This is a genomic window from Aquidulcibacter sp., from assembly GCF_044346625.1.
Lineage (GTDB): Bacteria > Pseudomonadota > Alphaproteobacteria > Caulobacterales > Aquidulcibacteraceae > Aquidulcibacter.
This window is the reverse complement of sequence record NZ_JBIIYV010000037.1, coordinates 12,668-33,447: the sequence shown is the minus strand read 5'-3', so window position 1 is coordinate 33,447 and position 20,780 is coordinate 12,668. Positions and strand designations below refer to the sequence as shown.

The 20,780-nt window shown below is 54.3% G+C and carries 26 protein-coding genes; 23 read left to right on the top strand and 3 right to left on the bottom strand.

Annotated elements, in window-relative coordinates; genetic code table 11:
- Nucleotides 1-384: 384 nt before the first annotated feature.
- The 23 genes from ACIQ20_RS10460 to ACIQ20_RS10350 all read left to right on the top strand — a co-directional run bounded on the left by ACIQ20_RS10460 (nucleotide 385) and on the right by ACIQ20_RS10350 (nucleotide 16,423).
- On the top strand, nucleotides 385-1,074 hold the full coding sequence (locus ACIQ20_RS10460) for a flagellar hook-basal body protein (protein WP_395780064.1): 690 nt from the start codon (nucleotides 385-387) through the stop codon (nucleotides 1,072-1,074).
- Nucleotides 1,071-1,835: a flagellar hook-basal body protein gene (locus ACIQ20_RS10455; protein ID WP_395780062.1), complete on the top strand. Its 765-nt coding sequence runs from the start codon at nucleotides 1,071-1,073 to the stop codon at nucleotides 1,833-1,835. The genes ACIQ20_RS10460 and ACIQ20_RS10455 overlap by 4 nt, the downstream gene beginning before the upstream one ends.
- Nucleotides 1,836-2,101: 266 nt before the next feature.
- Nucleotides 2,102-2,365, top strand: a complete 264-nt coding sequence (locus ACIQ20_RS10450) for a hypothetical protein (protein ID WP_395780060.1) — start codon at nucleotides 2,102-2,104, stop codon at nucleotides 2,363-2,365.
- The gene (locus ACIQ20_RS10445; protein WP_395780058.1) at nucleotides 2,362-2,967 is read left to right on the top strand and encodes a flagellar basal body L-ring protein FlgH; all 606 of its coding nucleotides are present in this window, start codon (nucleotides 2,362-2,364) and stop codon (nucleotides 2,965-2,967) included. The genes ACIQ20_RS10450 and ACIQ20_RS10445 overlap by 4 nt, the downstream gene beginning before the upstream one ends.
- The gene (flgI, locus tag ACIQ20_RS10440) at nucleotides 2,967-4,112 is read left to right on the top strand and encodes a flagellar basal body P-ring protein FlgI (RefSeq protein ID WP_395780056.1); all 1,146 of its coding nucleotides are present in this window, start codon (nucleotides 2,967-2,969) and stop codon (nucleotides 4,110-4,112) included. Before ACIQ20_RS10445 ends, flgI begins: the two co-directional genes overlap by 1 nt.
- Nucleotides 4,112-4,462, top strand: coding sequence for a flagellar basal body rod protein FlgB (locus tag ACIQ20_RS10435; RefSeq protein WP_395780054.1), 351 nt, complete (start codon nucleotides 4,112-4,114; stop codon nucleotides 4,460-4,462). Before flgI ends, ACIQ20_RS10435 begins: the two co-directional genes overlap by 1 nt.
- A 2-nt stretch (nucleotides 4,463-4,464) precedes the next feature.
- The gene (gene flgC / locus ACIQ20_RS10430; protein ID WP_395780052.1) at nucleotides 4,465-4,884 is read left to right on the top strand and encodes a flagellar basal body rod protein FlgC; all 420 of its coding nucleotides are present in this window, start codon (nucleotides 4,465-4,467) and stop codon (nucleotides 4,882-4,884) included.
- On the top strand, nucleotides 4,881-5,216 hold the full coding sequence (gene fliE, locus ACIQ20_RS10425; protein ID WP_395780050.1) for a flagellar hook-basal body complex protein FliE: 336 nt from the start codon (nucleotides 4,881-4,883) through the stop codon (nucleotides 5,214-5,216). Before flgC ends, fliE begins: the two co-directional genes overlap by 4 nt.
- A gap of 34 nt (nucleotides 5,217-5,250) precedes the next feature.
- Complete coding sequence (gene fliF / locus ACIQ20_RS10420; protein ID WP_395780048.1) at nucleotides 5,251-6,552, top strand: flagellar basal-body MS-ring/collar protein FliF; 1,302 nt, start codon at nucleotides 5,251-5,253, stop codon at nucleotides 6,550-6,552.
- On the top strand, nucleotides 6,542-6,964 hold the full coding sequence (locus ACIQ20_RS10415) for a hypothetical protein (RefSeq protein ID WP_395780046.1): 423 nt from the start codon (nucleotides 6,542-6,544) through the stop codon (nucleotides 6,962-6,964). The genes fliF and ACIQ20_RS10415 overlap by 11 nt, the downstream gene beginning before the upstream one ends.
- Nucleotides 6,961-7,758, top strand: a complete 798-nt coding sequence (locus ACIQ20_RS10410; RefSeq protein WP_395780044.1) for a FliH/SctL family protein — start codon at nucleotides 6,961-6,963, stop codon at nucleotides 7,756-7,758. The genes ACIQ20_RS10415 and ACIQ20_RS10410 overlap by 4 nt, the downstream gene beginning before the upstream one ends.
- The gene (locus ACIQ20_RS10405) at nucleotides 7,755-9,095 is read left to right on the top strand and encodes a FliI/YscN family ATPase (protein WP_395780042.1); all 1,341 of its coding nucleotides are present in this window, start codon (nucleotides 7,755-7,757) and stop codon (nucleotides 9,093-9,095) included. The genes ACIQ20_RS10410 and ACIQ20_RS10405 overlap by 4 nt, the downstream gene beginning before the upstream one ends.
- Complete coding sequence (locus ACIQ20_RS10400) at nucleotides 9,092-9,556, top strand: hypothetical protein (RefSeq protein WP_395780040.1); 465 nt, start codon at nucleotides 9,092-9,094, stop codon at nucleotides 9,554-9,556. The genes ACIQ20_RS10405 and ACIQ20_RS10400 overlap by 4 nt, the downstream gene beginning before the upstream one ends.
- The gene (locus ACIQ20_RS10395) at nucleotides 9,553-10,602 is read left to right on the top strand and encodes a hypothetical protein (protein ID WP_395780038.1); all 1,050 of its coding nucleotides are present in this window, start codon (nucleotides 9,553-9,555) and stop codon (nucleotides 10,600-10,602) included. Before ACIQ20_RS10400 ends, ACIQ20_RS10395 begins: the two co-directional genes overlap by 4 nt.
- A complete protein-coding gene (locus tag ACIQ20_RS10390) occupies nucleotides 10,599-11,060 on the top strand; it encodes a flagellar hook assembly protein FlgD (RefSeq protein WP_395780036.1) in 462 nt (153 codons plus the stop codon). The genes ACIQ20_RS10395 and ACIQ20_RS10390 overlap by 4 nt, the downstream gene beginning before the upstream one ends.
- Nucleotide 11,061: 1 nt before the next feature.
- Nucleotides 11,062-12,255 carry a flagellar hook-basal body complex protein gene (locus ACIQ20_RS10385; RefSeq protein WP_395780034.1) on the top strand — a complete coding sequence of 398 codons (1,194 nt, stop codon included), beginning with the start codon at nucleotides 11,062-11,064 and terminating at the stop codon, nucleotides 12,253-12,255.
- Nucleotides 12,256-12,260: 5 nt separating this feature from the next.
- Nucleotides 12,261-13,100 (top strand): FliM/FliN family flagellar motor switch protein, encoded by an 840-nt coding sequence (locus ACIQ20_RS10380; RefSeq protein WP_395780032.1) that lies wholly within the window; start codon nucleotides 12,261-12,263, stop codon nucleotides 13,098-13,100.
- A complete protein-coding gene (locus ACIQ20_RS10375; RefSeq protein ID WP_395780030.1) occupies nucleotides 13,097-13,393 on the top strand; it encodes a FliM/FliN family flagellar motor switch protein in 297 nt (98 codons plus the stop codon). Before ACIQ20_RS10380 ends, ACIQ20_RS10375 begins: the two co-directional genes overlap by 4 nt.
- 104 nt (nucleotides 13,394-13,497) lie before the next feature.
- Entirely contained in the window at nucleotides 13,498-13,836 is a 339-nt protein-coding gene (locus tag ACIQ20_RS10370; RefSeq protein ID WP_395780028.1) for a hypothetical protein, read from the top strand.
- On the top strand, nucleotides 13,836-14,591 hold the full coding sequence (gene fliP / locus ACIQ20_RS10365) for a flagellar type III secretion system pore protein FliP (RefSeq protein ID WP_395780026.1): 756 nt from the start codon (nucleotides 13,836-13,838) through the stop codon (nucleotides 14,589-14,591). Before ACIQ20_RS10370 ends, fliP begins: the two co-directional genes overlap by 1 nt.
- Entirely contained in the window at nucleotides 14,591-15,388 is a 798-nt protein-coding gene (locus ACIQ20_RS10360; protein WP_395780024.1) for a sigma-70 family RNA polymerase sigma factor, read from the top strand. Before fliP ends, ACIQ20_RS10360 begins: the two co-directional genes overlap by 1 nt.
- Nucleotides 15,389-15,391: 3 nt before the next feature.
- Nucleotides 15,392-16,006 (top strand): tetratricopeptide repeat protein, encoded by a 615-nt coding sequence (locus tag ACIQ20_RS10355; RefSeq protein WP_395780022.1) that lies wholly within the window; start codon nucleotides 15,392-15,394, stop codon nucleotides 16,004-16,006.
- Between the two features lie 84 nt (nucleotides 16,007-16,090).
- Complete coding sequence (locus ACIQ20_RS10350; RefSeq protein WP_395780020.1) at nucleotides 16,091-16,423, top strand: hypothetical protein; 333 nt, start codon at nucleotides 16,091-16,093, stop codon at nucleotides 16,421-16,423.
- 21 nt (nucleotides 16,424-16,444) lie between these two features.
- Here ACIQ20_RS10350 and ACIQ20_RS10345 read toward each other — a convergent pair whose 3' ends face one another.
- From ACIQ20_RS10345 to ACIQ20_RS10335, 3 genes are read right to left on the bottom strand one after another with little or no spacing between them, the layout of a single operon-like run.
- Entirely contained in the window at nucleotides 16,445-17,563 is a 1,119-nt protein-coding gene (locus ACIQ20_RS10345) for a tetratricopeptide repeat protein (protein WP_395780018.1), read from the bottom strand.
- Complete coding sequence (locus ACIQ20_RS10340) at nucleotides 17,560-19,704, bottom strand: flagellar biosynthesis protein FlhA (protein ID WP_395780016.1); 2,145 nt, start codon at nucleotides 19,702-19,704, stop codon at nucleotides 17,560-17,562. Before ACIQ20_RS10340 ends, ACIQ20_RS10345 begins: the two co-directional genes overlap by 4 nt.
- Nucleotides 19,694-20,779: a flagellar biosynthesis protein FlhB gene (locus tag ACIQ20_RS10335; protein ID WP_395780014.1), complete on the bottom strand. Its 1,086-nt coding sequence runs from the start codon at nucleotides 20,777-20,779 to the stop codon at nucleotides 19,694-19,696. Before ACIQ20_RS10335 ends, ACIQ20_RS10340 begins: the two co-directional genes overlap by 11 nt.
- Between the last annotated feature and the right edge of the window lies 1 nt (nucleotide 20,780).

The window sequence follows — 20,780 nt, the reverse complement described above, 5'->3', positions numbered from 1 at the left end:
AAACCAGAATGATCAATGACCAACCGCCAATCCCCCCACGCCGCCAGCTATGTGACGAGCGCTGCGCGGGGGGATTAGCTGTCACCGCGTGTTACACCACCAAATGGGACGTGATCGGAAAAAAGGCCTGGCGAGCAATACTATTTAGTTTGGCTTACGCAGAGGCCTTAAGTGGGTAGCCCTTAGGTGGTGCCGCTTGGTGGCCAGGAAGACTTGGGTACCAGTTGTAGTGCCTAGCCCTTAGGCCCCTTGGGCGAGTGGTTGTCCACTTTGAGTGGTATTTGGGTGGCCCTTGACCGGTTAAAAAAGGCTGTCTAAGGTTGGTGCGTTATTGAGATAAATTGAGCCAAAGTTATTGGCTTTTTTAGATATTTGGGGGCGCAATTGGACAAAATTTTGGCAGCTGGCTCTCGATCTTTATCCGCAAGCCAAATCGGCCTCGAGGTTACCGCTCGTAACATCAGTCAGAGCTCAGCACCCGGATATAGGCGGGAAGTGTTCTCGTTTGAGGCGGCCGCTCTTGGCCCTTTGTCGAGATTGCAGACAGACACGCGCATGGGCAGTGTTGCGCCGTCGGACTCACCCTTGGATTTGGCAATCGAAGGAAATGGCTTCTTCCTAGTTGAAATGAATGGTGGCCAGTTCTTGACCCGCAGTGGTCAATTCGCACGGGGGGTGGACGGAACATTGGTTGGGAGTTCTGGTCAGCTTTTGCTCGATGAAGTTGGGGCTCCAATCAGCGTAAACTCAAGCGATGTTGAGATCCTTCCAAATGGAACGATCTTGGATCGTGGTTCGCCGGTTGCTCGCATCGCCTTGGTTGTCCCGACTGAGCCTTCAGCGCTTCGAGCTGTAGGTGGAACCTTATTCGAGGCAACTGCAACTATGCCTGCCGACTTGGCGGATTCGCAAATTCGTCAGCGCGCTTTGGAAGGTTCCAATGTTGAAACCGCTGCGGAAATGACCAGCATGATGCTTGCGTTACGTATGGCAGAATCGGGCGCGCGATTGGTTCAAACCTATGACGGCTTGATGGGCCAAGCCATTACCGCTTTAGGCAGGGGTCTACGATGAACGGTGTGTTTGAGATTGCAGGTAGTGGACTAAGCGCCCAGCAGCGGGCTCTCTCTATAGTTGCGAACAATGTTTCCAATATTAATACGCCAGCCTTTAAGCGTTCAGATGTTCGCTATGCAGATTTGTCCGCTCAATTGGCGGCAAGAGGGATGGCTGGCTCATCGGTCTCTGGAGGCGGCGTTGCTGTTCGGGCTGCTGATGAGATTGATCGTCAGGGCGAGATTGAGCAGACTGGCCGTGATCTTGACATTGCACTAGATGGTCGGGGTTTTCTGGAGTTGATGGGCCCAGGTGGCCAGATCATGCTCTGGCGTGGTGGTCCATTGGTGCTTACCCGTGACGGTTATCTGGGTGCCTCTGAAAGTTTGCCATTTGTGGCAATGATTCAGGTGCCCGCTGACGCCACCCAGCTTCGCGTTAGTCGTAACGGCGATGTGAGCGCTATCACTTCTAGCAGCGATGGCGAACGCCTTGTCTTGGGAAATCTACAGCTTGCGATGCCTGACAGTGAAGCTTCGTTGAAGCGTGTTGGTGGCGGGCTTTATCAGGTAGAAGAAGGTCTCCAGGTTCGACGGTCTTATGCCGGTGAGGATGGAGCAGCGGTTTTTGTGCAGGGCGCGCTGGAGCGGTCAAATGTCAATCTGAACGAAGAGATGATCCGCCTGATGGTGATTCAGCGGGCTTATGCTGCCAATGCGCAATTGGTTCAGGCAGCAGATCAATTCATGGGGATAGTCAATGGATTGAGGCGCGCATGACGCATGCACACTTTGCCCTTCTGCTGATAATTAGCATGCTGAGCGTGGATGCTTCAGCCTCTAAGTCGTTGGCGTCAACGGATGCGAGGGCTTCTGAGGCGGGGGTAAAGCGTGGGTCCTGTTGGATGTTGTCTAGCGATCTAAAGGCGGGCGATCGGGTTAGTTTGGCTCAAGTGGTTGAAGCGCCATGTTGCACTAGGGAAGGCAACAAAGCTCAAGAGGCCAGGCGTCTTGTTGGCTATGATCGCTCCATTGGGCAGGCGGTCATGCGTCAAGATGGGGTGGCTGGCGCCTATCTTGGACGGATTGCTTTAGAGCGCCCAACTCTTGTTCAGGCACAAAGTGTCGGTACATTATTGGCCCGTGTCGGTGCCGTTGAAGTTTCGCGAACTGTCGATGTGCGTCAGTCTGGAACGTCTGGCGGGCAAGTTTTTGTAAGCCTGCCTGGGGGAGAAGTGATTTCTGTTCAAGTCGAACCTGAAACGCGTCCATCGAGTGGCAGTTTTGGCGCGGGTGCAAAGGCACCATGATGGACGTCCGAGTTTCAGTGTTGTCGCGTCTATTTGCTCCTGCCATCTTGGGGCTTGTCGCTTTTGGTTGTTTGCCTGCCCACGCTGACGACTTGTATAAGAGCCAGCCATTTGCCGCCTTGGCATCTGACCGAGTTGCTTCAAGGGTCGGTGATAGTCTGACGGTTGTGGTTATTCAGGCGGCAGAAGCGCGCAATAGTGCTGCAGCATCCTCTGCCAAAGGTTATAATCTGGGTGCTTCAGTTGATGCGGGCTCGACCTCTGAGAGCTTGTCATTGAACTTTGATCGGGATTCGGATCGACGCGGTGAAGTGCGGCGGAGCCAAAGCTTTACGACCCAACTCGCTGTGACCGTCGTGGAAGTCATCCCAAATGGTGATTTAGTTGTGTCGGGCGAGCAAAGGATGCTGGTCAATGGGCAGGCCACAACACTTCGCGTGGCCGGGCGCGTCAGGCCTGCCGATATTCAATCGGATAATCGTGTGCCTTCGAACAGGGTTGCCGATGCGCGCATTGAATTTGATGCGGTCGATCGGGTCAATGAACGCCAACGTCGTAAGGCTTTAGCTTGGCTTGGCAATTGGTTCAGGGGGATATTTTGATGGCGAAGCCTCACACCCTTGGTCGGTTGATTGTCGGGCTGGTTAGCTTTGTGGCTATGTCTGTTATCGCAGTTTTGCCATCGCTCGTGCTGGCTCAAAATGCACCCATTAAGTCACTTGGACGGTTTGAAGGCTGGCGGGATAATGCACTCGTTGGTTATGGGATCGTTGTTGGTCTGTCAGGGACTGGCGATAGTCCCAGAAGTACCGTTACGCGTCAGGCGCTACAAAATGTCTTCTCGCGGCTAGGAACTGTGGTGGGCGAGACAGACATCAATGCCCGAAATGTTGCAGTTGTTTTGGTTACGGCAACCTTGCCAGCCTCTGCCAATGTTGGCGACCGGATCTCGGTTACGGTTTCATCGGCGGGAGATGCTCGCAGCTTAGCGGGCGGCGTACTTTTGATGACCCCGCTTGCAGGTCCAGATCGCAGAAACTACGCGTTGGCGCAAGGGTCGCTCGTGGTTGGTGGCTATAGTTTTGAGGATCAAGGTGATCGCCAGCAGCGCAATTTGCCGACGACTGCTAGGATTGAAAACGGCGCAACTGTTGAACTACCCGTTGAGGCCCGCTTGGTCCGCGCAGATGGCTCGGTTGGATTTTTGTTGAATGATGCAAATTTTGCCACGGCCAGTCGAATTGCCGATGCAATCAATTCTCGCCACGGCATGGGCAGCGCGTCGGCTATTGGTGCGGACGAAGTGCGCATCATGCTCAATGGAAGGCCGGAAGCACTAACGCGGTTCCTTGGTGAAATTGGCAATTTGCAGATCATTCCGGACCGTATGCCTCGCATTGTGATCAATGAACGGACAGGAACCGTGGTTGCCGGTTCTGACGTGACCATATCGAGTGTGGTTATTGCGCAAGGTGATCTTCGAATCAGCGTCAAAACAGAGAATCAGGTTTCCCAGCCGGGGCTCTTTGTGGGACCAGCTTCTGGGGTGAGTTCACTTGCGGTTACAAATTCGGAATTGGTTGTGACCCAGGGGGTTGATGAGGCTGTGGTTACCTTCCCGAACTCAACCGTTGCCGATTTGGTTCAGAGTTTAAACATGGCGAAAGTCGATACACGTCGCATCATTGCGGTTTTGCAGGCGATGCATGCTGCCGGTGCGCTTAATGCTGAAATTGTGGTGCAATAATGGACGCTATTAATCCCCTTACCCTCGCGGTCACCAAACAGACGCTGGATCTTTTGACCTTGCGGCAGGCTTATATTGCCCAGAACATCGCCAATGCATCAACCCCGGAATACAAGCCCGTGCGGCTGGAATTCGAAAGTGAGTTGCGCCGGGTAGCCCAACAAGGCCGCCCTGAAGCAATAAAGGACATCGCTGTTGAGCTCATTGAAGAGCAAAACAGCGATGGGGTTCGTGTTGATATGGAACTGGCCGAGGCGACCCAATCTGCTCTGCGCTACAGCGGCATGATTGAAATGCTCGGCCGCCTCTTTGCCCTTCAACGCTTGATCGTCAGCAATACAGGACGCTAGCCATGACACCGATGAAAATCAGCGCAACAGCAATGAATGTTGAATGGCAACGGCTTCAAGTCATGGCCACCAATTTGGCCAATATGAACACCACGCGCTCCGTAGACGGAGGGCTTTTTCAGCCAATGCGGCTGGTCAGCGGCCCTAGGCAGAGTTTTGCTAGCGTCTTGACTGGTTTGCAAAATCCAACCGGCGTGCAGGTGATGTCTGTAGAGCCGACTGGCGATGCACCGCGTGTGAGTTACGACCCAACCCATCCAGATGCGGATGGAAATGGTTTTGTGACCTATCCTGGCGTCGATCACGCCCGTGAAATGACTGGGCTTGTCATGACGGCTCGTGTCTATGAAGCCAATCTTGCTGCTTTTGGTATCGCACAACAAATGGCCGCTCGGGCCTTGGAATTGGGGAGATCGCAATGAACGGTCTTGAAGCAATTAGTTCAATCGCGGCCTATCCAAACTCTGAAGTGGCGACTTTGACGCCTAGCCTAATCGGCGCTCCGACTGGTGTCACCGCTACGCCGGTCAACCTCCAGTCTTTCACCAGCCTCATGACAAATGGCGTGGCGGATATGCAAGAAAAAATCAATTATGCCAATGAGATGGTTCAAGCCTATGCGCTTGATGATTCTATGCCAGCCCATTCTGTCATGATTGCCCTAGAAGAAGCTCGTATCAGTATTGAATTAGGTCTGCAGGTTCGAAATCGATTGGTTGAAGCCTACCGCGACATCATGAACATGCAGCTTTAGGTCTAGAACTTGATATGAAACATTGGATCGTCTTGTGAGTTCTCTGGATTTGCCACCTCAATCGCCTCGCGCAGGTAACGCGCCTAGCCCACTTGTGGCTGGTGTCTTTATTGTTGGCGTCATTGCGGCATGTATTGCCATCTGGATGTTTGTTCGCGGACCCCAATATGAGGTTTTATATTCGGATCTGCCGTTAGAGGCGAGCGCCGCGGTTGTTAAAGAGCTTGAAGCTAATGGGACTGATTTCCGCCTTTCCAACGGTGGTACGCGGGTTGAGGTTCCAGCCTCTGAGCTCGACCGGTTGAGAGTTACTTTTGCCTCGGCCGAAGGCGTCTTGAACGGGACGGATGGGTTTGAGCTCTTCAACCAGTCTGAAATGGGTCTGACTGAATTTACGCAGCGGATTAAGTTTCAGCGGGCGTTGCAAGGTGAGTTAGCTCGGACCGTCATGGCCATGGATGATGTGCGCGAGGCACGGGTGCATTTGACAATGCCGGAGCGGAATTTATTTCGTTCCGACCGTACCAGTGGCAAAGCCGCGGTTACCATTCGAACAGAAAGCGGCGCGCGTCCTAGCGAGACGATGGTTTCGGGGATTCAGCAGCTGATTTCGGCCTCTGTGCCTGATCTTTCGGCGGAAAACGTGGTTGTTCTGAACGCGCGAGGCGAAGCCGTAAGCGTGATTGCTGCGGCGCCTGCGGTTGTCGACGGGGCAATTGGGGTTGGCCAAGTGTCCAATGACTTGGCTCTTGCAATGCGCGAAGAGATTGGCCGCATAGCGCCTGGACTAAATCATGAGTTGCGCGCTGAAACCCCTCAAAGTGCCAGCACCGCGACGACGCCAAAAGCAGAGATTCAGGTGACTGTTCGCTTGCGTTCCTCGGACGACTTAAATCTAGAGCAACGCAGTCAAGCTGGTAACGCCATGACCCAATTGGCTCAGGCTGCAGGCTTTAAAGGGGCTGAACTCCTTTTTGTCACGACGCCCTTGTCGAGTTCAAGTGTCATGGTGCCAGAGGACTTCGCGCCAAGAGCTCCGGCAGCAATTATTCCCACAGAGCAGAAGTCTTTAGCGCCAACTCGGCCAGAGACGTTGCTCGATTGGTTCATGAGTCCGGTTGGCAGGATTATGTCCATAAGTATTTTGGGTGCGTTGCTTGTTGGGCTTGGCGCTCTGGCTTGGTGGCGGCGTGCGGATCGAGCCGTGAGCGGTATCGAAAACCAAGATGATGTAGAGGCAGCTCGCGAACTCAGGCAGGCGTTAGCGCGCCAGACAAGTGCCGCCTATGGTGCCGGGCAGCGCACAAGAGGCACGGGGGCAGGCAGTGTCCCTTAACGCGAGCGAGCTTGAAATTCTGCAGCGTCACGCTGGTCTGCCCCGCCGAGAACGGATGCGGATCGAAAAGCTCATGACCGCCCAAGAGCGTACAGCGCTTCGAGAGTTTCGTGAGCGCATGCGCAATGGTCTAAAGCAAGTAAGTTCTGACCCATCGCCTCGGCCGTTCTTGCGCCATTCGCCAAGGATGAAGCTTATCTTGACGGAGCTGGTCGACGAGCGTTTGAAGGTCAAGGAAGGCATTTTAGCCCCCGCTGCGCGAGATAGCGTTCAGCAATGGGTTGATCGATTGGCAGAGCAACCCCAGAATCAGTCTTCGCAACTTGTCTCGCTAGACGGCCTTTCTGCTTGGTTGAAGGACAGCTTATCCCAGTTGGGTATTGGCCGATCTCAGCAGGGGCGACCATTGTGACGCGCCCAGACTTAGCCTCATCCTCTGATTTTTCGCAGGCCTCACCAATCTTGCGTGGTCCTGAAGCTTTGGATGCAGCCCCTTACCAGCCTTTATGGCCGCAGGATCAAGCCGGTCAGACTAGGGAATTTATATTTGGTTCCAGTAAGCCCTCGGCGGGTGATCCTTTGGATGTCGATCTCTCAGGACACTTGAATGATCCCCGTATTGCCGAGTTTGAAGGCGAGGTTGCTCGGCTGAAGCAGCAATTGGTGCGTCAGCACGAGGAAGCCCAAACGAAGTTGCAAGAGGCGGTTGTGGCAAGCCGGCTAGAAGCACAAAGGCAGTTTCAGCGCGATGATGCAGCCCGGACGCAGGCCTTAGTCCAAGCGGCGAAAGAGGCTGTAGCGCAACAGGCCTTGCACTTGCAGCGCTTAGAAAGTGAGGCGGTTCGGATTGCGTCGGCTGCCCTGCAGCCTGTTTTGGGCGAAGAAGTCGAGCTGTCCGGTTTAGTCTTGGCGATGATCGAACACCAAGTAACCTTATTGCAGGAGCGATCGGTAGTTGAGTTGCGGGTTAGTGCGGCTGACAAGCTTGATCTTGAGGCTGTCGCGACCGCGCTCCAGGCCCAGGCGCAGTCGGAAGCTCTGGTGGTTGCCGATCCTGCCTTGCCAAGGGGTGGTGTCCGGATTGGTATGCGTTTGGGTCATGTAAGGTTGGACCTTCAGGACTATGCCAAGGCAGTACGTGAGACTTTGCGGGAAGTTGCTGAAGCGCACTGGCAAAATGCGAACAAAGAGGTGCCCCTATCATGACAGCGGTCGATATCGCCCTGGCAAGGCTCTCTGCGATACGGGTTGCTTCCCATGCGGGTGCGGTCCTTCGCGTCAATGCTGGTGCGATTGTGGCCGATGGGCCCAATGCCTGTGTGGGCGACTTATGTACCGTTTCGATTGGTACAAATGGTCGTGCCCTTATTGCGGAGGTCGTTGCGATTGACCGGGAAACTATCACATTAGTGCCACTTGAGCGAAGTGAGGCGGTGAGGCCTGGCGCGCGTGTCACCTTGGATCGATCCAATCAGTCAGCACCGGTTGGTGATGGGTTTGGGGGACGCGCCATTGATGCAATGGGCGCGCCATTTGATGGACTGGGCCCGATTGTCGCCAGTGACTATGCCCGATTGAGCGGGCGGGTGCTTTCGCCATTAGAGCGCGCTGAGACAGGCCCGCTTTTGGCATCTGGTTTTGCAAGTATGGATGTGTTGGCTCCTTTGTCGAAGGGCCAAAGAATTGGCGTTTTTGCGGCTAGCGGGGTTGGAAAGACGACACTTGTGCGGCGACTCGCTGAAACTGTTGCGTGCGACCGTTGTATCATTTGTTTGGTTGGGGAGCGCGGCAAAGAGGTTGAGCAAACTTGGCGTCAGTTGTCGTCACGTGCCGACGCAGACCGCTTTACCTTAGTTGCTGCGACCTCTGACCAAAGTGCAACCAAGCGGGTTCGTTCTGTTTGGCAGGCTTTATGTTTGGCTGAATTCTGGCGCGACCAGGGTGAGCATGTCCTGTTTGTGGTCGATTCTGCCACGCGCTTAGCTTTGGCATTGCGTGAGATTGGTCTCAGTGCTGGAGAGCCTCCGACGGCACGGGCTTTTACGCCCAATGTGTTTTCAGCGCTACCTCTGATGGTAGAGCGTTGTGGGTCATCGCGATCTGGTGGGGCGATAACGGGCGTATTCAGCGTCCTTTGTGAGACCGATGATGTTGATGATCCGATTGCTGAGACCATGAAGTCCTTGTTGGACGGTCATATCATTTTGTCGCGGCGCCTCGCTGCTCAAGGCCAATGGCCAGCCCTTGATCCCTTGCGCTCGATCAGTCGCCAAGCCGAACATGTGATGGAAGCAGATGTCCTGCAAAGAGCGCGCCGCGTGACTGAGCTTTTGGCCCGATATGATGAGGGCCAAGTCATGGTGGAAAGCGGTGTTTACCGTGCAGGTGCCGACCCCGTGTTGGATCAAGCGATTAAGTCGCGTCCGGCCATCATGAGTTTTCTGGCAAAGGGGGCCGGGGCACCGCTTTCTTCGCAGAAAGTCAAAGATGCCTTGATGACCCTCGACCTAGGAAATCACTTCTTGTTGGAGCGGCAATCATGACGGGGGTCGCACAGCGCCGCGTCAAAAAGCTTGCTGACGTGATAGAGGTGCAGGTCGCGCGCAGCCAAGCGCTTCGGATGGAGCTTGTCGAAGCTGTGCAGGCCCATGAGCGTGGCATTGCGGTGCGTCACATGGCTTGGCAAGAGCGCCTTGACCATGAGGCGGCTTGGCAGAAGGCGTTGAAGTCCCAGGGTGGGTTTGATCCCTTGTTGACAGCGGCCTTAGCGGCGGCGGTTGCCGATCGTCAGATTGCTGAAGCAGAAGCAGAAGACGTGCTTGTTGAGCGCAAGAATGCAGAAGATCAGTCTCGTGGTCACCTACGATCTGCCCTCAAATCAGAAGAGCGCACCGCAGAAGCTTTGCGTGTTGCGGTCAGGCAAGCTGCTGGCGAACGCGATCAAGCAACGGAGCTAAGCTTGGAAGAGCGCACCGCTTGGGCCTGGTGGAGGATGCAATCGTGATCGCGAAATTCGTAACCAATGCACCAAGAGTTATGCCTCGAGATTTTGTTGAGGCAAGCCTACGTCCACCGTCATCGCTTGAGGGAGGCTTGGATTCTTTTGCGGGATTGTTGCAACAACTTGGATCCAAGGAGACTGCTTTAACCCCAGCAGTTGAGTCAGAAAGCCAAGAAGCTCAAAATAGTGCCGAGCCGATCGTAAACGACCTGAAAGGCCGACTGGGGTCGAAAGTAACAAAATGCACACAGCCCGATGATGCGGGCGGGCTTGGCTTGATCTGGAACGCGCAGGCTCAACCCCGGGCCGAGCTCCCCGAAAACTGCGATGGCGACCGCCCTATTGAGACTATGGCTGCGGTAACCAGTGAACGAGGTGCTGAAACGATTGTCGCGCGGGCACACAAAGGACCTGCGCTAGAGCAGCCAAATTTTCACGCCGAATTTGTTACCCATCCTCCCTTGAAGGACACCCCTAAATCCTGGCTTGAGCCCGAATTGCTTATTGGGCAGGCTCATCGTCAAGGCTTGGCGCAGCCTGACTTCACCCTGCATGAGTTTGAACCTCGCCAAGGCGAGCAAGAGCTTTCGCATTTGGTGAGCGCAGATTTGGGGTCGCAGGATCTGGATGAATTAGCGCGACCTATGTCCGGTTCTTTGACGACTTCCCAAGGTCTTGAGGGGCAGGGCACACGCAAAAGGCGTTTGGGTCGTGTTGAAGGCGCTGATCTAGGTGCTTCGCAAGCATCCCAGATCCAAGATAGTTTTACCATGCCAGAAGTTTTTGGAACCAGCCGGCCACAACCACATCTTTTGTGGGGTGGTGGGCGTGCCGCGACATTCCTGCAGGTCCTGGTACTGACGATACAAGATCGGGCTTCGGTTTTTGTTAAACTGCCTGCCGTTTGGGACATGGCGCGCAACCAAATTCGTGATTTGGTAGCGGGGCGCGCCTCCTCACATGGTGTGCCTCTAGAGCGCATTGAGGTTGCAGAAATGGGCCCGGCGAGCGGTCAAAAATTGAATAAATTGGAGGAATATCGCCCATGATGCAGGCAACTTCGCCCGTGACACCGGGGGGCACACAAGTGCAGTCCACTTCACAGGGTCAAACCAGCACACAGCAAACAGCGACCAACGCTTTTGGTGTTGGGTTTGAAGATTTGCTCCGGATTATTCTGACCCAGCTCACTTATCAGGATCCGCTGAAGCCAATTGAAAACTATGAATTTGTGTCGCAGCTCGCGCAATTCTCACAAATCCAGCAGACCGAAACAGGCAACGATCGTCTCCAAGGCATTTTGCAGTCGCAGTCGACGATGCAGGCGGCGTCTCTGCTTGGACGCCGTGTCGATATTCCTTCGGGCAGCGGCGTTTTGACAGGTCGCGTTGTCTCGGTTTCATTTACCAATGGCGCAGCTAGCCTAACCGTTGAAACTTCCAACCCCACAACAACCATCGGCAACATCGCGATCACCTCGGTGAGCCGTATCGCAGAGGAGCGCTAATATGTTTAGTTCAATGTTTGTCGGTTTGTCCGGCATGAATGCTTATTCAAGCGGTTTGCGCCAGATTTCGAACAATATCACCAACTTGAACTCAACTGGCTTCAAAGCTGGGACCACCAGTTTTGGTGACCTTGTGCGATCTGGGGGCGGCTTTGGATCGGTGTCCCGCGATGGCCAAGGTGTTGCGCTGAGTGAAAGCCGGACAGATTTCGCGCAAGGTGAACTTCGTCAGACAACGCGTGGGCTTGATCTTGCCGTGGATGGGGCCGGTTTCTTGGTCTTGCTGCGTCGCGATGGACAGACTGTACTTTCCCGTACTGGCAGTTTTGAGGTTAATGGCGACGGTGAGATTGTCCTTGCGGGCACCGAACTGCGCTTGGCTACTTTAAACGGCAGTGGCCAGCCCCAAGCGGTAACCTTGGCTGGGCAAAGGTTTAGCTCACCAGTGGCGACCACCAAGATCAAGTTTAATGGCAATCTTTCAAGCACGGCCGCTTCAGTGACCCACACTGTGCCCGTGACGGTGTTTGATGCTTCCGGATCAAGCCAAGGTTGGCAAGTCTTATTCACCCGTGACGCGGCCTCCATCACAACAAATCCTCCCGCCGTTGAATGGGGTATTGAAGTTCGTAATGCTGCTGGAACCGCCTTGCCATCCAAGAAAATACGGTTTGAGAACGGCCTTCCAACGGCTACTACTAGTAAAATGACTTTTGCGGATTCCACTTCGGGCTTGTCGATTGAGTTTGACTTCTCTGAAGGCGTCACGCCGTTCTCAAACGGCGATCGGTCTGATTTGACGGTTGCTCAAAACGGGCGGGATGGTCGGGATCGGGGTGATCTGGTCAATGTGTCGGTGAATGAAAAGGGTCAGATTTCGCTGACTTATTCCAACCAAGATACGAAGACTGTGGGCGATATTGCCTTGGCTTTGCCAGCTGATGCGCAACAATTGTCCGAAATTGGCAATGGGCTTTATGAGTTGGACGATTTGCGTGGGATCGCCTTTGCCGGAAGTTCGGCAAAGGGAGCAGGCAGGGTTTTGTCGAACCGGCTTGAAGCTTCAAATGTCGATTTGTCGCGCCAGTTTGGTGAGCTCATTTTGATCCAACGCGGCTATCAGGCCAGTTCCCAGATCGTGAGCGCATCCAATGAGATGATCCAGCAGTTGCTTGCGCTGCGCGGTCAAGGCTAGGCGCGATGTCGGTGGTTCGACATCTGCCTGCAACGGCTTGGATGGACGGTGTCGTTGCAGGGGCGCTGCAGGGAGCGTTTGGCGCGTGGTCAAGAAATTGGCTGCGCGGCACCGTCACTGCGAGCGCAGATGTTTGGCTACCTGGTCGGTCGCCATCCTCTATTGGACAAGATGACGACCCTGTTTTGTGTTTGCAGGAGCAGTCAGGGCTTTTGTCGATTGTGATTGGACAAAAGACGCTTGATGGTTTGGCAGAGGCCATCTTTGGCGTCGCGCTTCAACCAGAGCAGATCAATGAGTTTGATAAGGAGTTTCTCCAAAGCCTGCTGCGAGATGCCTTGACTGGGCTAGCTCAACAAATGTGTGTTGATCTTCCTGGGTTTTCAAAATTGGAGTTGGTCAAGGCGGGCGATGTGTCGCTTGATAAGCTCGGTCGTCACGGATTTTCCTTAAGCTGGCGGACCAGTGGTTCGATGGCGATGGTCGGCCGCTTGTGGGGGACTTTGGATGCCGATTTAGCTGCTCGAATGAGGTTGGCTTTTATCGACCCTGCTGAGGATCCAAGCGATAGGATTCCTGCCTTGGTGCCGGGTTCTTTATTGGCAAGCATCGTGGATCGGCCGCTTGCCCTCGGTGCCTTGCTTGGACGGGCACATATCAGTGCCAACGATTTGGAGCGCTTACAGCCTGGTGATGTGTTGGTTCTAGATCGACCGACGACACGTGCGCTGGAACTTACCATAAATGATCGCCCTGTAACCGATTGGGCGTGTGAGCCGGTTGTCGAACTCGGACAACCCCTAAAGCTCCAATTAAAAAACCCTAGACCTGGAGCAAGCCTTTGAGTGGCAAATCAAAACCAAATAGTTCGACTGACCTTAGTGGGGCACAGCCTTCAGGTGCGGATATTCGTCAAGCCATACTCGATACTGTGAGTGTTCAGGTGGAAGCCTTTTTAGGCACGGCAACCATGACAGTTGGGGCTTTGGCTGAATGCCAGCCAGGAACCATCGTTGAGTTGGACCGCTTATTGGCCGACCCGGTTGATATTCGGGTTAATGGCATTGCAGTGGCTCGCGGTGAGTTGGTTTCTGTTAAGGACCGTTTTGGCGTCCGCATCACCTCTCTTGCGAATTGACGATGACTTTCGGGGTTTCGTTGCGTCATCAACTTAGCTGGGCGGGGTTGTTCACCTTTGGTGGGAGTCTTTGGCCGACTATGGTTTTTGGGGCAGCTTCCTCCTTGTCCATGCAATCTGACTCGGCTGATCAGACTGTCTCCCTTGCCAGAGTTTTAGCCGTCTTGGCTTTAGGGTGCATATTAGCTGTTGGTGCTGCTCTCTTGATTGCCCGTAGCCGACTGGCAGTCCCTAATGGCCTGTCTGCCTGGGTTTCGAGTTTGGGGCGGCCTGTGGAAGGCACACAGTCTGACCTGGTGGTTTTAGCGAGCCGTCCACTGGCACAAGGGGCGAGCGCCCATCATGTTCGCTTAGCCGGAGAGGACTGGCTTATTGTCGTTGGCGCCGGGGGTGTGTGTGCCGTGAGCGCGCGTCCACCAGAGCCGCCAGAGGTAACAACCTGATGTCCAAGTCAAAGCTATTTACCTTGATTTGTTCGCTAGTCTGGATCGCTTTTGCGTTGCTCCCATCTGCGGCTGGCGCTCAAGCCGCTGCGCCAAGCGAAGCGGCTCCTGTGTCCTCAACCGGCTTGGCGGATGCTCAGTTGCTGCGAACTGGCATATTGGTCTCGCTGATGGCGGTACTGCCAACGATTTTTGTTTGCATGACAGCTTTTGTTCGTATCGCGATTGTATTGGCGATGGTGCGACACGCTTTCGCAATGCCCGAAACGCCTCCCAACACAGTCTTGGTTAGTTTGGCGGTGGTTTTGACGGTCTTTGTGATGGGACCAACCTTTTCGACGATCAATCAAAGCGCCATTCAGCCCCTTTTAAATGGGGCCATTGGTGTTGAGCAGGCCTTGATCCAGGGCGCAACGCCTTTGAAGCAATTCATGCTTCAGCATGTTCGAGATAGTGACCTTGAGCTCATGTATAGCCTCAGTAAGACGGCCGTGCCTGATCGGCCTGAGGATGTCGATATCTTCAGGCTTGCGCCCGCTTTTGTGATAAATGAGCTTCGCGTTGCCTTTTCAATCGGCTTTGTGATCTTATTGCCTTTCTTGCTCATTGACCTTGTGGTTGCCAGCATCTTGTTGGCGCTAGGCATGATGATGGTGCCTCCGGCTACAATTTCTCTGCCGATCAAGGTCCTGATGTTTGTTCTCATCGATGGGTGGGCGCTTGTAATTCGGGGGCTGGTTGGGGGCTTTGGCTGATGGAGCCCGAGCGCGCGGCCCGTGAATTATCTGGTCCCAGTCAGGCCTCGACTTCGGGTTCTGCAGGATTAAGACTGATTACCGATAGCGAGCGTGTTTCTGCCTCACTCTGGTATCGCTGGCGCAATCACGGAGACAAGAACGCTAGGGCAAGTCTCTTTGGAGAATATACGCGCTTCGCGCGCGCTGTGGCTCGCGGTCAGTTTCGAACGCACCCGCCCTATGGTCTTGATATTTCAGATTTTGAGCAGCTTGCTTTCGAAGGGCTTTTACAAGCCATTGATAGGTTTAACCCGGACTTGGGTGTTCCATTTCAAGCTTATGCCCGTCGACGGATCAGCGGCGCTATTCGCGATGGCTTGGCTAAATCGAGCGATGCCGCTGCTGCTTATACAGCGCGGCGGCGCACCTTGACGGACAGAATGGCTTCCTTGCGTGCCGCACCGCCTGGTCCTGGGGTCGAGGCATTATTGGGTTCACTATCAGACCTTGTGGTGGGTTTGGCGATTGGCATTCTTGCTGATCAAGCGGTTGCCGAGCTTGATGCCTCCGTATCAAAGGATTATTTCGCGGCGCGCTATGGCGGTGAAGCAGTGCGCGAGTTGCAGCTTGCCGTCGTATCCGAGACGCAGAAGTTGGATGAGCCCGAACTTAGTGTTATTCGTCAACATTATTTTGAAGGGGTCCCGTTTGCCCAGTTGGCCTTAGCTCATGGGCTTTCAAAAGGGCGAATTTCGCAGATCCATCGGGCAGCCTTAGGCAAGCTTAAGGACAGATTACGGGATAAGGGGGACTGATTGATGCAGACTAACCTATGTGATGATGAAACACTGGCCAAAGCGGCTGCACTTATGGCGCAAGGCGATGCCGGGGCGACGGAAGCCATTGATGCTTTGGTTGTGAAATTCCCGAATGATCCACGTTTGACCTTCCTGCAGGCTTCTATGCTGGTTGCTGTTGGCCGGCTGGTAGCGGCGCATGATGCATTTGCAAGAACACTCGCGCTTGCGCCTGATTTTGCTTTGGCGCGCTACCAATACGGCTTCTTTCTTTTGACTTCGGGTGAAGTTGCGCGTGCTTTGGAGGTTTGGGGGCCCTTAGACCGCCTGCCTGATGGCGATTACTTACGAAGTGTCTTGGACGGCATGCGCTGTCTTGTCCGAGATGATTTTGCTGGCGTTCGCAGTCACTTCCAGACGGCGATCTCTAGGAATATGGACAATGAGCCCCTCAATAATGACTTGCGCTTATTGCTGCAGCGGCTTGATCAAGCCATTGAGCCGAACAATCAGTTTGGTAACGATCAAGCCGAGCAGCCAGGCGATGAACGAGAAAGCTTGCAGCCTGCTGCGGAACCAGAGGCATTGAGTGAGGCTTCTCTCCTGCTCCAGCGCTTCGGCACAAAGTTGCACTAGCTGATCGTCCCCGCTGGTTCTTGGAGCAGCATAACTTGAAACCAGAGTTCTTCTCTGCCTCTCTAACTGTTTGGGTCTGACGTCATGGTTCGAATTAGCCCTCAAGAGCAGCTCATTCGTCTCTTGTCAGCCAAGCTGAAGGGCCATGGCGGGCTTCGGGTTCAACAGCCCAGTACCGAGCGGGGCCCCCGACCGCTTCGCCGTGCCCGTGCGCTCCTTGAAACGCAAGGCCTATCGGATCGGGAGGCGGGTCACCTGCTCTTGGCTGGTATTTTGGCTGATCATTTTGGCCCACGGGTCGCAAGCGATCCACAGTTTCAGTCGATTATTGATAAAATTTATGAGCAGATCAAAGCGGACACCGACGCCCATGATTTGTTGCAAGCAACTTTGAACGAGTTGCGCGACGCGAAGTAAACCCATGGCGACGGCCTTTATCTAGGAGCTTCGGGCAAATTGGGAAATCATGTCTCGTAGGCTTGGTCCATCTGCTTGAATGGGTGTGTCGAGTGCCCGATCAAAAATTCTTTGCGCGGCATCTTCTTTGCCTTGGGCTGAAGCGATCAGGACAGAGGCAAATACGGCTGCAAATGAGCTCGAATCCAGTCGCATGGCGGTCTCAACGCCTCGGCGGGCGGTGTCAAAATTGCCTTTGAGTGCTTCAATCACGGCCAGTGACCCGTGCGATTCAGCAAAATTTCGGTCGAGGTCGAGAGCGTGGTGGAAAGTTCGTTCTGCGCCGGCTTGATCGCCGCTGAGGAGTTCAGCCCAGCCAAGGGCGATCCAACTTCCCAAATGATCGCCGAATATCTCAGCGCCGCGCTGCAGGGGTTTTAGGGCTTCTTGGGGCGTGTTACGCGCCATCGCAACAAGGCCTTTGCCAATCCAAGCGCGAGCCAGATCTGGTTTTTGTTGCAAGGCGCGATCGAATTGACCCTCCGCTGTTTCAATCTCGGCACCATCCAAACTTAAAAGGCCGAGTGTTGCATGGGCATCTGGCTGGTCGCCCGCCCGAAGGGCAAGGTCGCGGGCGACTTCAGGATTTTCAAGATCAATGGCCAACACGCTAGCAGCTGCTAAGAGGCCTTCGTGTTTGGGATGAAAGGTAAGGAGACTATTTAGTTCAGCTTCGGCTTGCTCAAAAGCGCCGGTGCTATGCAACAGCCTGAGCCGAAGCTCGGCGGCTTGTGGCCAGACAGCGACAGTGTCTTCATCCAAATGAATAAGGGCAGCTTTATTCTGCCCAATTTGCACAAGCGCCCAAGCCAAGGATGATTTCGCGCCGGTATCATCTGGCAATTGTTCAAGCAGACCTCGGTAGAGGTGCACGGCCTCATCAAAGCGGCCCGAGCCCATGAGCAAGCGGCCTTCAAGGGCGCGCATGGCTGGTGATAGGGGCCCTAAGGCTTTCAAGCGCTCAACCATGGCGCTGGTTGTTGGTACATCATGACACATGGCTGCAGCTTGCGCTGTATCTTCCAGGAGTGCGACATTTTGAGGGTCGACTTTGAGATAGCCTAGAAGTTGTTCGAGTTGGGTGCGGTCAGACTGGCTCATGCGAGCGCTTCTCCCGAGAATGGCGTCGGTGTGGAGGACCCTTGGCCTGAAGCGGCTTGGGCCGTAGTTTGGGTGGATTGAATTGGGCTTTGACGTTGTTCCGGATCAGCGTTGACCACGCCAAAGGCCGTCAATTCGATGTTTTGCGGGATCTCAGCTACCGAAATGATCGCAAGCTTTGGGGCTGCGCGCTTCATCACGGCGCGGATGGGTCGGCGCAACTCGCTACTACACAACAGGACAGGGGCACGACCGGCTTTCGACATTTTTGCGCTTTCTTCCGAAAGGCGTCGGAGTAGTGTTTCGGCTAGGCGAGCATCAAAGGGTAGGCCTTCACGGCGACCAGTTTGCGCTAGCGACATCCCAATTTGGTTCTCCAAGCGCGGTTCTAAAGTAAGAACTGCCAAGTCCTTATTGCGACCCCTTAGGGCGTTGCAGATGGAGAGGGCAAGACGTTGGCGTAGGCCTTCGACGAGATTGGCGGCGTCTTTTTCGGTACGAGCCAAATCAACAAGATGTTCCACTATGAGCTCAATATTTGAGACTTTTACGCCTTCGCTGACCAACAGTTGAAGTACCTTCTGAACATCGCTGACAGCCATGAGCGTGGGGATGAGTTCTTCAACCAGACCCGGCTGATCGCCACGAACGCGTTCAAGCAGCCTGACTGTGGCGGCACGCGTCAGAAGTACAGGGGCTTCGGCCCGCAGGACTTCGCCTAAATGGGTGATGAAAACAGTGATGGGGTCAACTTCGGTCCAGCCAACCGGCAAATTGGCGAGCTTTCCATCATTGGGTTTTGAAATCCATTCTCCTGCAAGACCAAAAGCTGGATCAATCCCTGGCATGCCGCCGAGCGTCTTTTGCACAGCATCTGCGTCAGTTCTCAGGGCGAGTATCTGGTCGGGCCGAACCTCACCTTGGGCATAACGTGTTCCAAGCAAGCGGATTTCATATTCATAGGTCCCTAGACCAGCCCCGTCTCGCAAGCTGACAGCGGGAAACGCGAGGCCAAGATCGCGTTCTTGGGCGTCCCGAAGATTTTCGATGCGTTCGAGAATGACGACATTGAGGTCTTTCCAGGCATCTGAAATTGCCGGACCAAAATGCACGGCGATAGCAGGAAATTTCTCTGCGCCGACGCTGACAGAATCTGGTGGGTCGATCTTGGGTGCCAGACTGGCCTCTGAGGGTACTAGTCGCTGCCAATTGAAAATGAGGATCGCAGCTAAACCCCCAATGACAATGAGTGGCCACTTTGGCATGCCTGGTAGCATCAGCATGGCAGTCAATATGCCACAAACAGCCAAGAGGGCTTTAGGGGCGGAGAGGAGCTGGGCAAAGACCTCTGTACTCAAATCGCGGTCTGAAGAGGACCGGGTGACAATAATGCCGGTGGCGACTGCAATGACCAAGGCAGGGATTTGAGTTGCGATGCCATCGCCGACAGTTAGAAGCGAGAAGGTTTGCACCGCCTCGCCCCAGGTCATATCCATACTGACGACGCCAATAATGCATCCTGCAATGATGTTGATGAAAACGATAATGATGCCTGCGATGGCATCGCCTTTCACAAATTTACTTGCGCCATCCATAGAGCCATAGAAGGAGGCTTCTTTTTCGAGATTGCGGCGCCGCTTAACGGCTTCTTCTTGAGTGATCAGGCCCATGTTCAAGTCCGCATCAATGCTCATTTGCTGACCTGGCATGGAATCGAGGGTAAAGCGTGCGGCCACTTCTGAGACGCGTTGAGCTCCGGATGTTACGACGATGAATTGCACCACCACGAGGATAAAGAACACCACAAGCCCGACCACGAAATTGCCGGAAATGGAGAAAGTACCAATAGCCGCGATGACTTCGCCAGCGTCGCCTCCCGTCAAAATCAGGCGTGTCGAGGCGATGTTAATAGCAAGGCGAAAGAGGGTTGCGATGAGAAGCAAGGACGGAAACGTCGAAAAGTCGACCGGCTTTGCGACATAGAAAGTCAAGAGAAGGATCGCGAGGCTAAGCCCAAAATTCATGATGAGGGCTAAATCCAGAACGGCCGTCGGGATGGGCGCGAACAGAACCGTCAGAATCATGAGCATCAACACAACAAGCGCTAGCTCTCGATTGCGGGCAAAAAAGCTAGTGAACATGGGTTGGCTCCGGATTATTTTTTTGTTCGCGCTGGCGCAGATAATGGTGCGCGACGGGAATAAATTGGGCTTGATGAATGGATTGACCTACTTCGGCTCCAGCATAAAGTGCGCGAGCCAGTGCAGGGTCTGTGATGATTGGAATGCCAAGCACGGCGGCGCGTTCTTTGAGCAAGAGAGCAAAGTGATTGCGGCCAAAGGCGGCAATTTTAGGTGCCTCCATGACGCTTGGATCATAGGCGAGTGCGACAGCGATATGTTGTGGGTTGACGATCAAGAGGTCAGAACCTGGAAGGCCTTCTAATTGGCGTGTCTGTTTGGCGTACTCGGCATGAAGCTGCCGTCTTTTTTGCTTTTGGCGTGGCTCACCTTCATGTTCCTTGTGTTCCCTTTCAAATTCGCTACGGCTCATCCGCATTTCTTTGGCAAATTCGCTCCGAGCGATGATTTGGTCAATCGCGGTAAACAAAAGGGCGAGGGCGGCAAAGACAGTGATCAAGGTAAGCAGTCCATCATACATGGCTTGCCCCAGTTCGGCACCGCCCACTTGGAGGTGGCCACCTGATACGAACAAGATAATGGCGAGCCCACTGAAGCCTGCATAGAGGCCGAGCTTTGCGATGGCTTTGAGTGTCTCTTTGAGCATGCGGACGGAGAATAGCCGCTTTAGGCCTTGCATGGGATTGAGGCGACTAAAGTCGGGCTTTAGTGGGTGCGTGCTGAAGATCAGGCCGCGCAATTGCACGACTTCGAGCAAAGCAACAAAGAGCGCCGCGCCAAATCCAACGAGCAAGACGATTTGAATGGATGGGCCGGAGACTTGGGCGACGAGAATGGAGACTGTTTGAGAGGTACCACTCGCGGCAGGAATAGAGAGTAGCGCTTGGGCCATCGCATTGCGTAACAAGGTGCTTAGATGCGTGCCGAAAATCAACAAAAGGGCCGCGCTAGCGAGCATTGTCGAGAAGAAGCCAAGGTCGGTCCCGCGAGCCACTTGGCCGCGCTCTCTCGCCTTGATGAGTTTGTGTGGCGTTGCTTCTTCAGTTTTATTTTCTTCCACCCCCTGCTGAGCCATT

Coding starts and splice junctions, on each gene's coding strand:
- ACIQ20_RS10340 (WP_395780016.1), bottom strand. CDS start 19,704: ATGTTCACTAGCTTTTTTGCCCGCAATCGAGAGCTAGCGCTTGTTGTG.
- ACIQ20_RS10380 (WP_395780032.1), top strand. CDS start 12,261: ATGTCGGTGGTTCGACATCTGCCTGCAACGGCTTGGATGGACGGTGTC.
- ACIQ20_RS10335 (WP_395780014.1), bottom strand. CDS start 20,779: ATGGCTCAGCAGGGGGTGGAAGAAAATAAAACTGAAGAAGCAACGCCA.
- ACIQ20_RS10450 (WP_395780060.1), top strand. CDS start 2,102: ATGCGTCAAGATGGGGTGGCTGGCGCCTATCTTGGACGGATTGCTTTA.
- ACIQ20_RS10350 (WP_395780020.1), top strand. CDS start 16,091: ATGGTTCGAATTAGCCCTCAAGAGCAGCTCATTCGTCTCTTGTCAGCC.
- ACIQ20_RS10400 (WP_395780040.1), top strand. CDS start 9,092: ATGACGGGGGTCGCACAGCGCCGCGTCAAAAAGCTTGCTGACGTGATA.
- ACIQ20_RS10445 (WP_395780058.1), top strand. CDS start 2,362: ATGATGGACGTCCGAGTTTCAGTGTTGTCGCGTCTATTTGCTCCTGCC.
- ACIQ20_RS10360 (WP_395780024.1), top strand. CDS start 14,591: ATGGAGCCCGAGCGCGCGGCCCGTGAATTATCTGGTCCCAGTCAGGCC.
- fliP (WP_395780026.1), top strand. CDS start 13,836: ATGTCCAAGTCAAAGCTATTTACCTTGATTTGTTCGCTAGTCTGGATC.
- fliE (WP_395780050.1), top strand. CDS start 4,881: ATGAACGGTCTTGAAGCAATTAGTTCAATCGCGGCCTATCCAAACTCT.
- flgC (WP_395780052.1), top strand. CDS start 4,465: ATGACACCGATGAAAATCAGCGCAACAGCAATGAATGTTGAATGGCAA.
- ACIQ20_RS10355 (WP_395780022.1), top strand. CDS start 15,392: ATGCAGACTAACCTATGTGATGATGAAACACTGGCCAAAGCGGCTGCA.
- ACIQ20_RS10435 (WP_395780054.1), top strand. CDS start 4,112: ATGGACGCTATTAATCCCCTTACCCTCGCGGTCACCAAACAGACGCTG.
- ACIQ20_RS10405 (WP_395780042.1), top strand. CDS start 7,755: ATGACAGCGGTCGATATCGCCCTGGCAAGGCTCTCTGCGATACGGGTT.
- flgI (WP_395780056.1), top strand. CDS start 2,967: ATGGCGAAGCCTCACACCCTTGGTCGGTTGATTGTCGGGCTGGTTAGC.
- ACIQ20_RS10345 (WP_395780018.1), bottom strand. CDS start 17,563: ATGAGCCAGTCTGACCGCACCCAACTCGAACAACTTCTAGGCTATCTC.
- ACIQ20_RS10385 (WP_395780034.1), top strand. CDS start 11,062: ATGTTTAGTTCAATGTTTGTCGGTTTGTCCGGCATGAATGCTTATTCA.
- ACIQ20_RS10390 (WP_395780036.1), top strand. CDS start 10,599: ATGATGCAGGCAACTTCGCCCGTGACACCGGGGGGCACACAAGTGCAG.
- ACIQ20_RS10455 (WP_395780062.1), top strand. CDS start 1,071: ATGAACGGTGTGTTTGAGATTGCAGGTAGTGGACTAAGCGCCCAGCAG.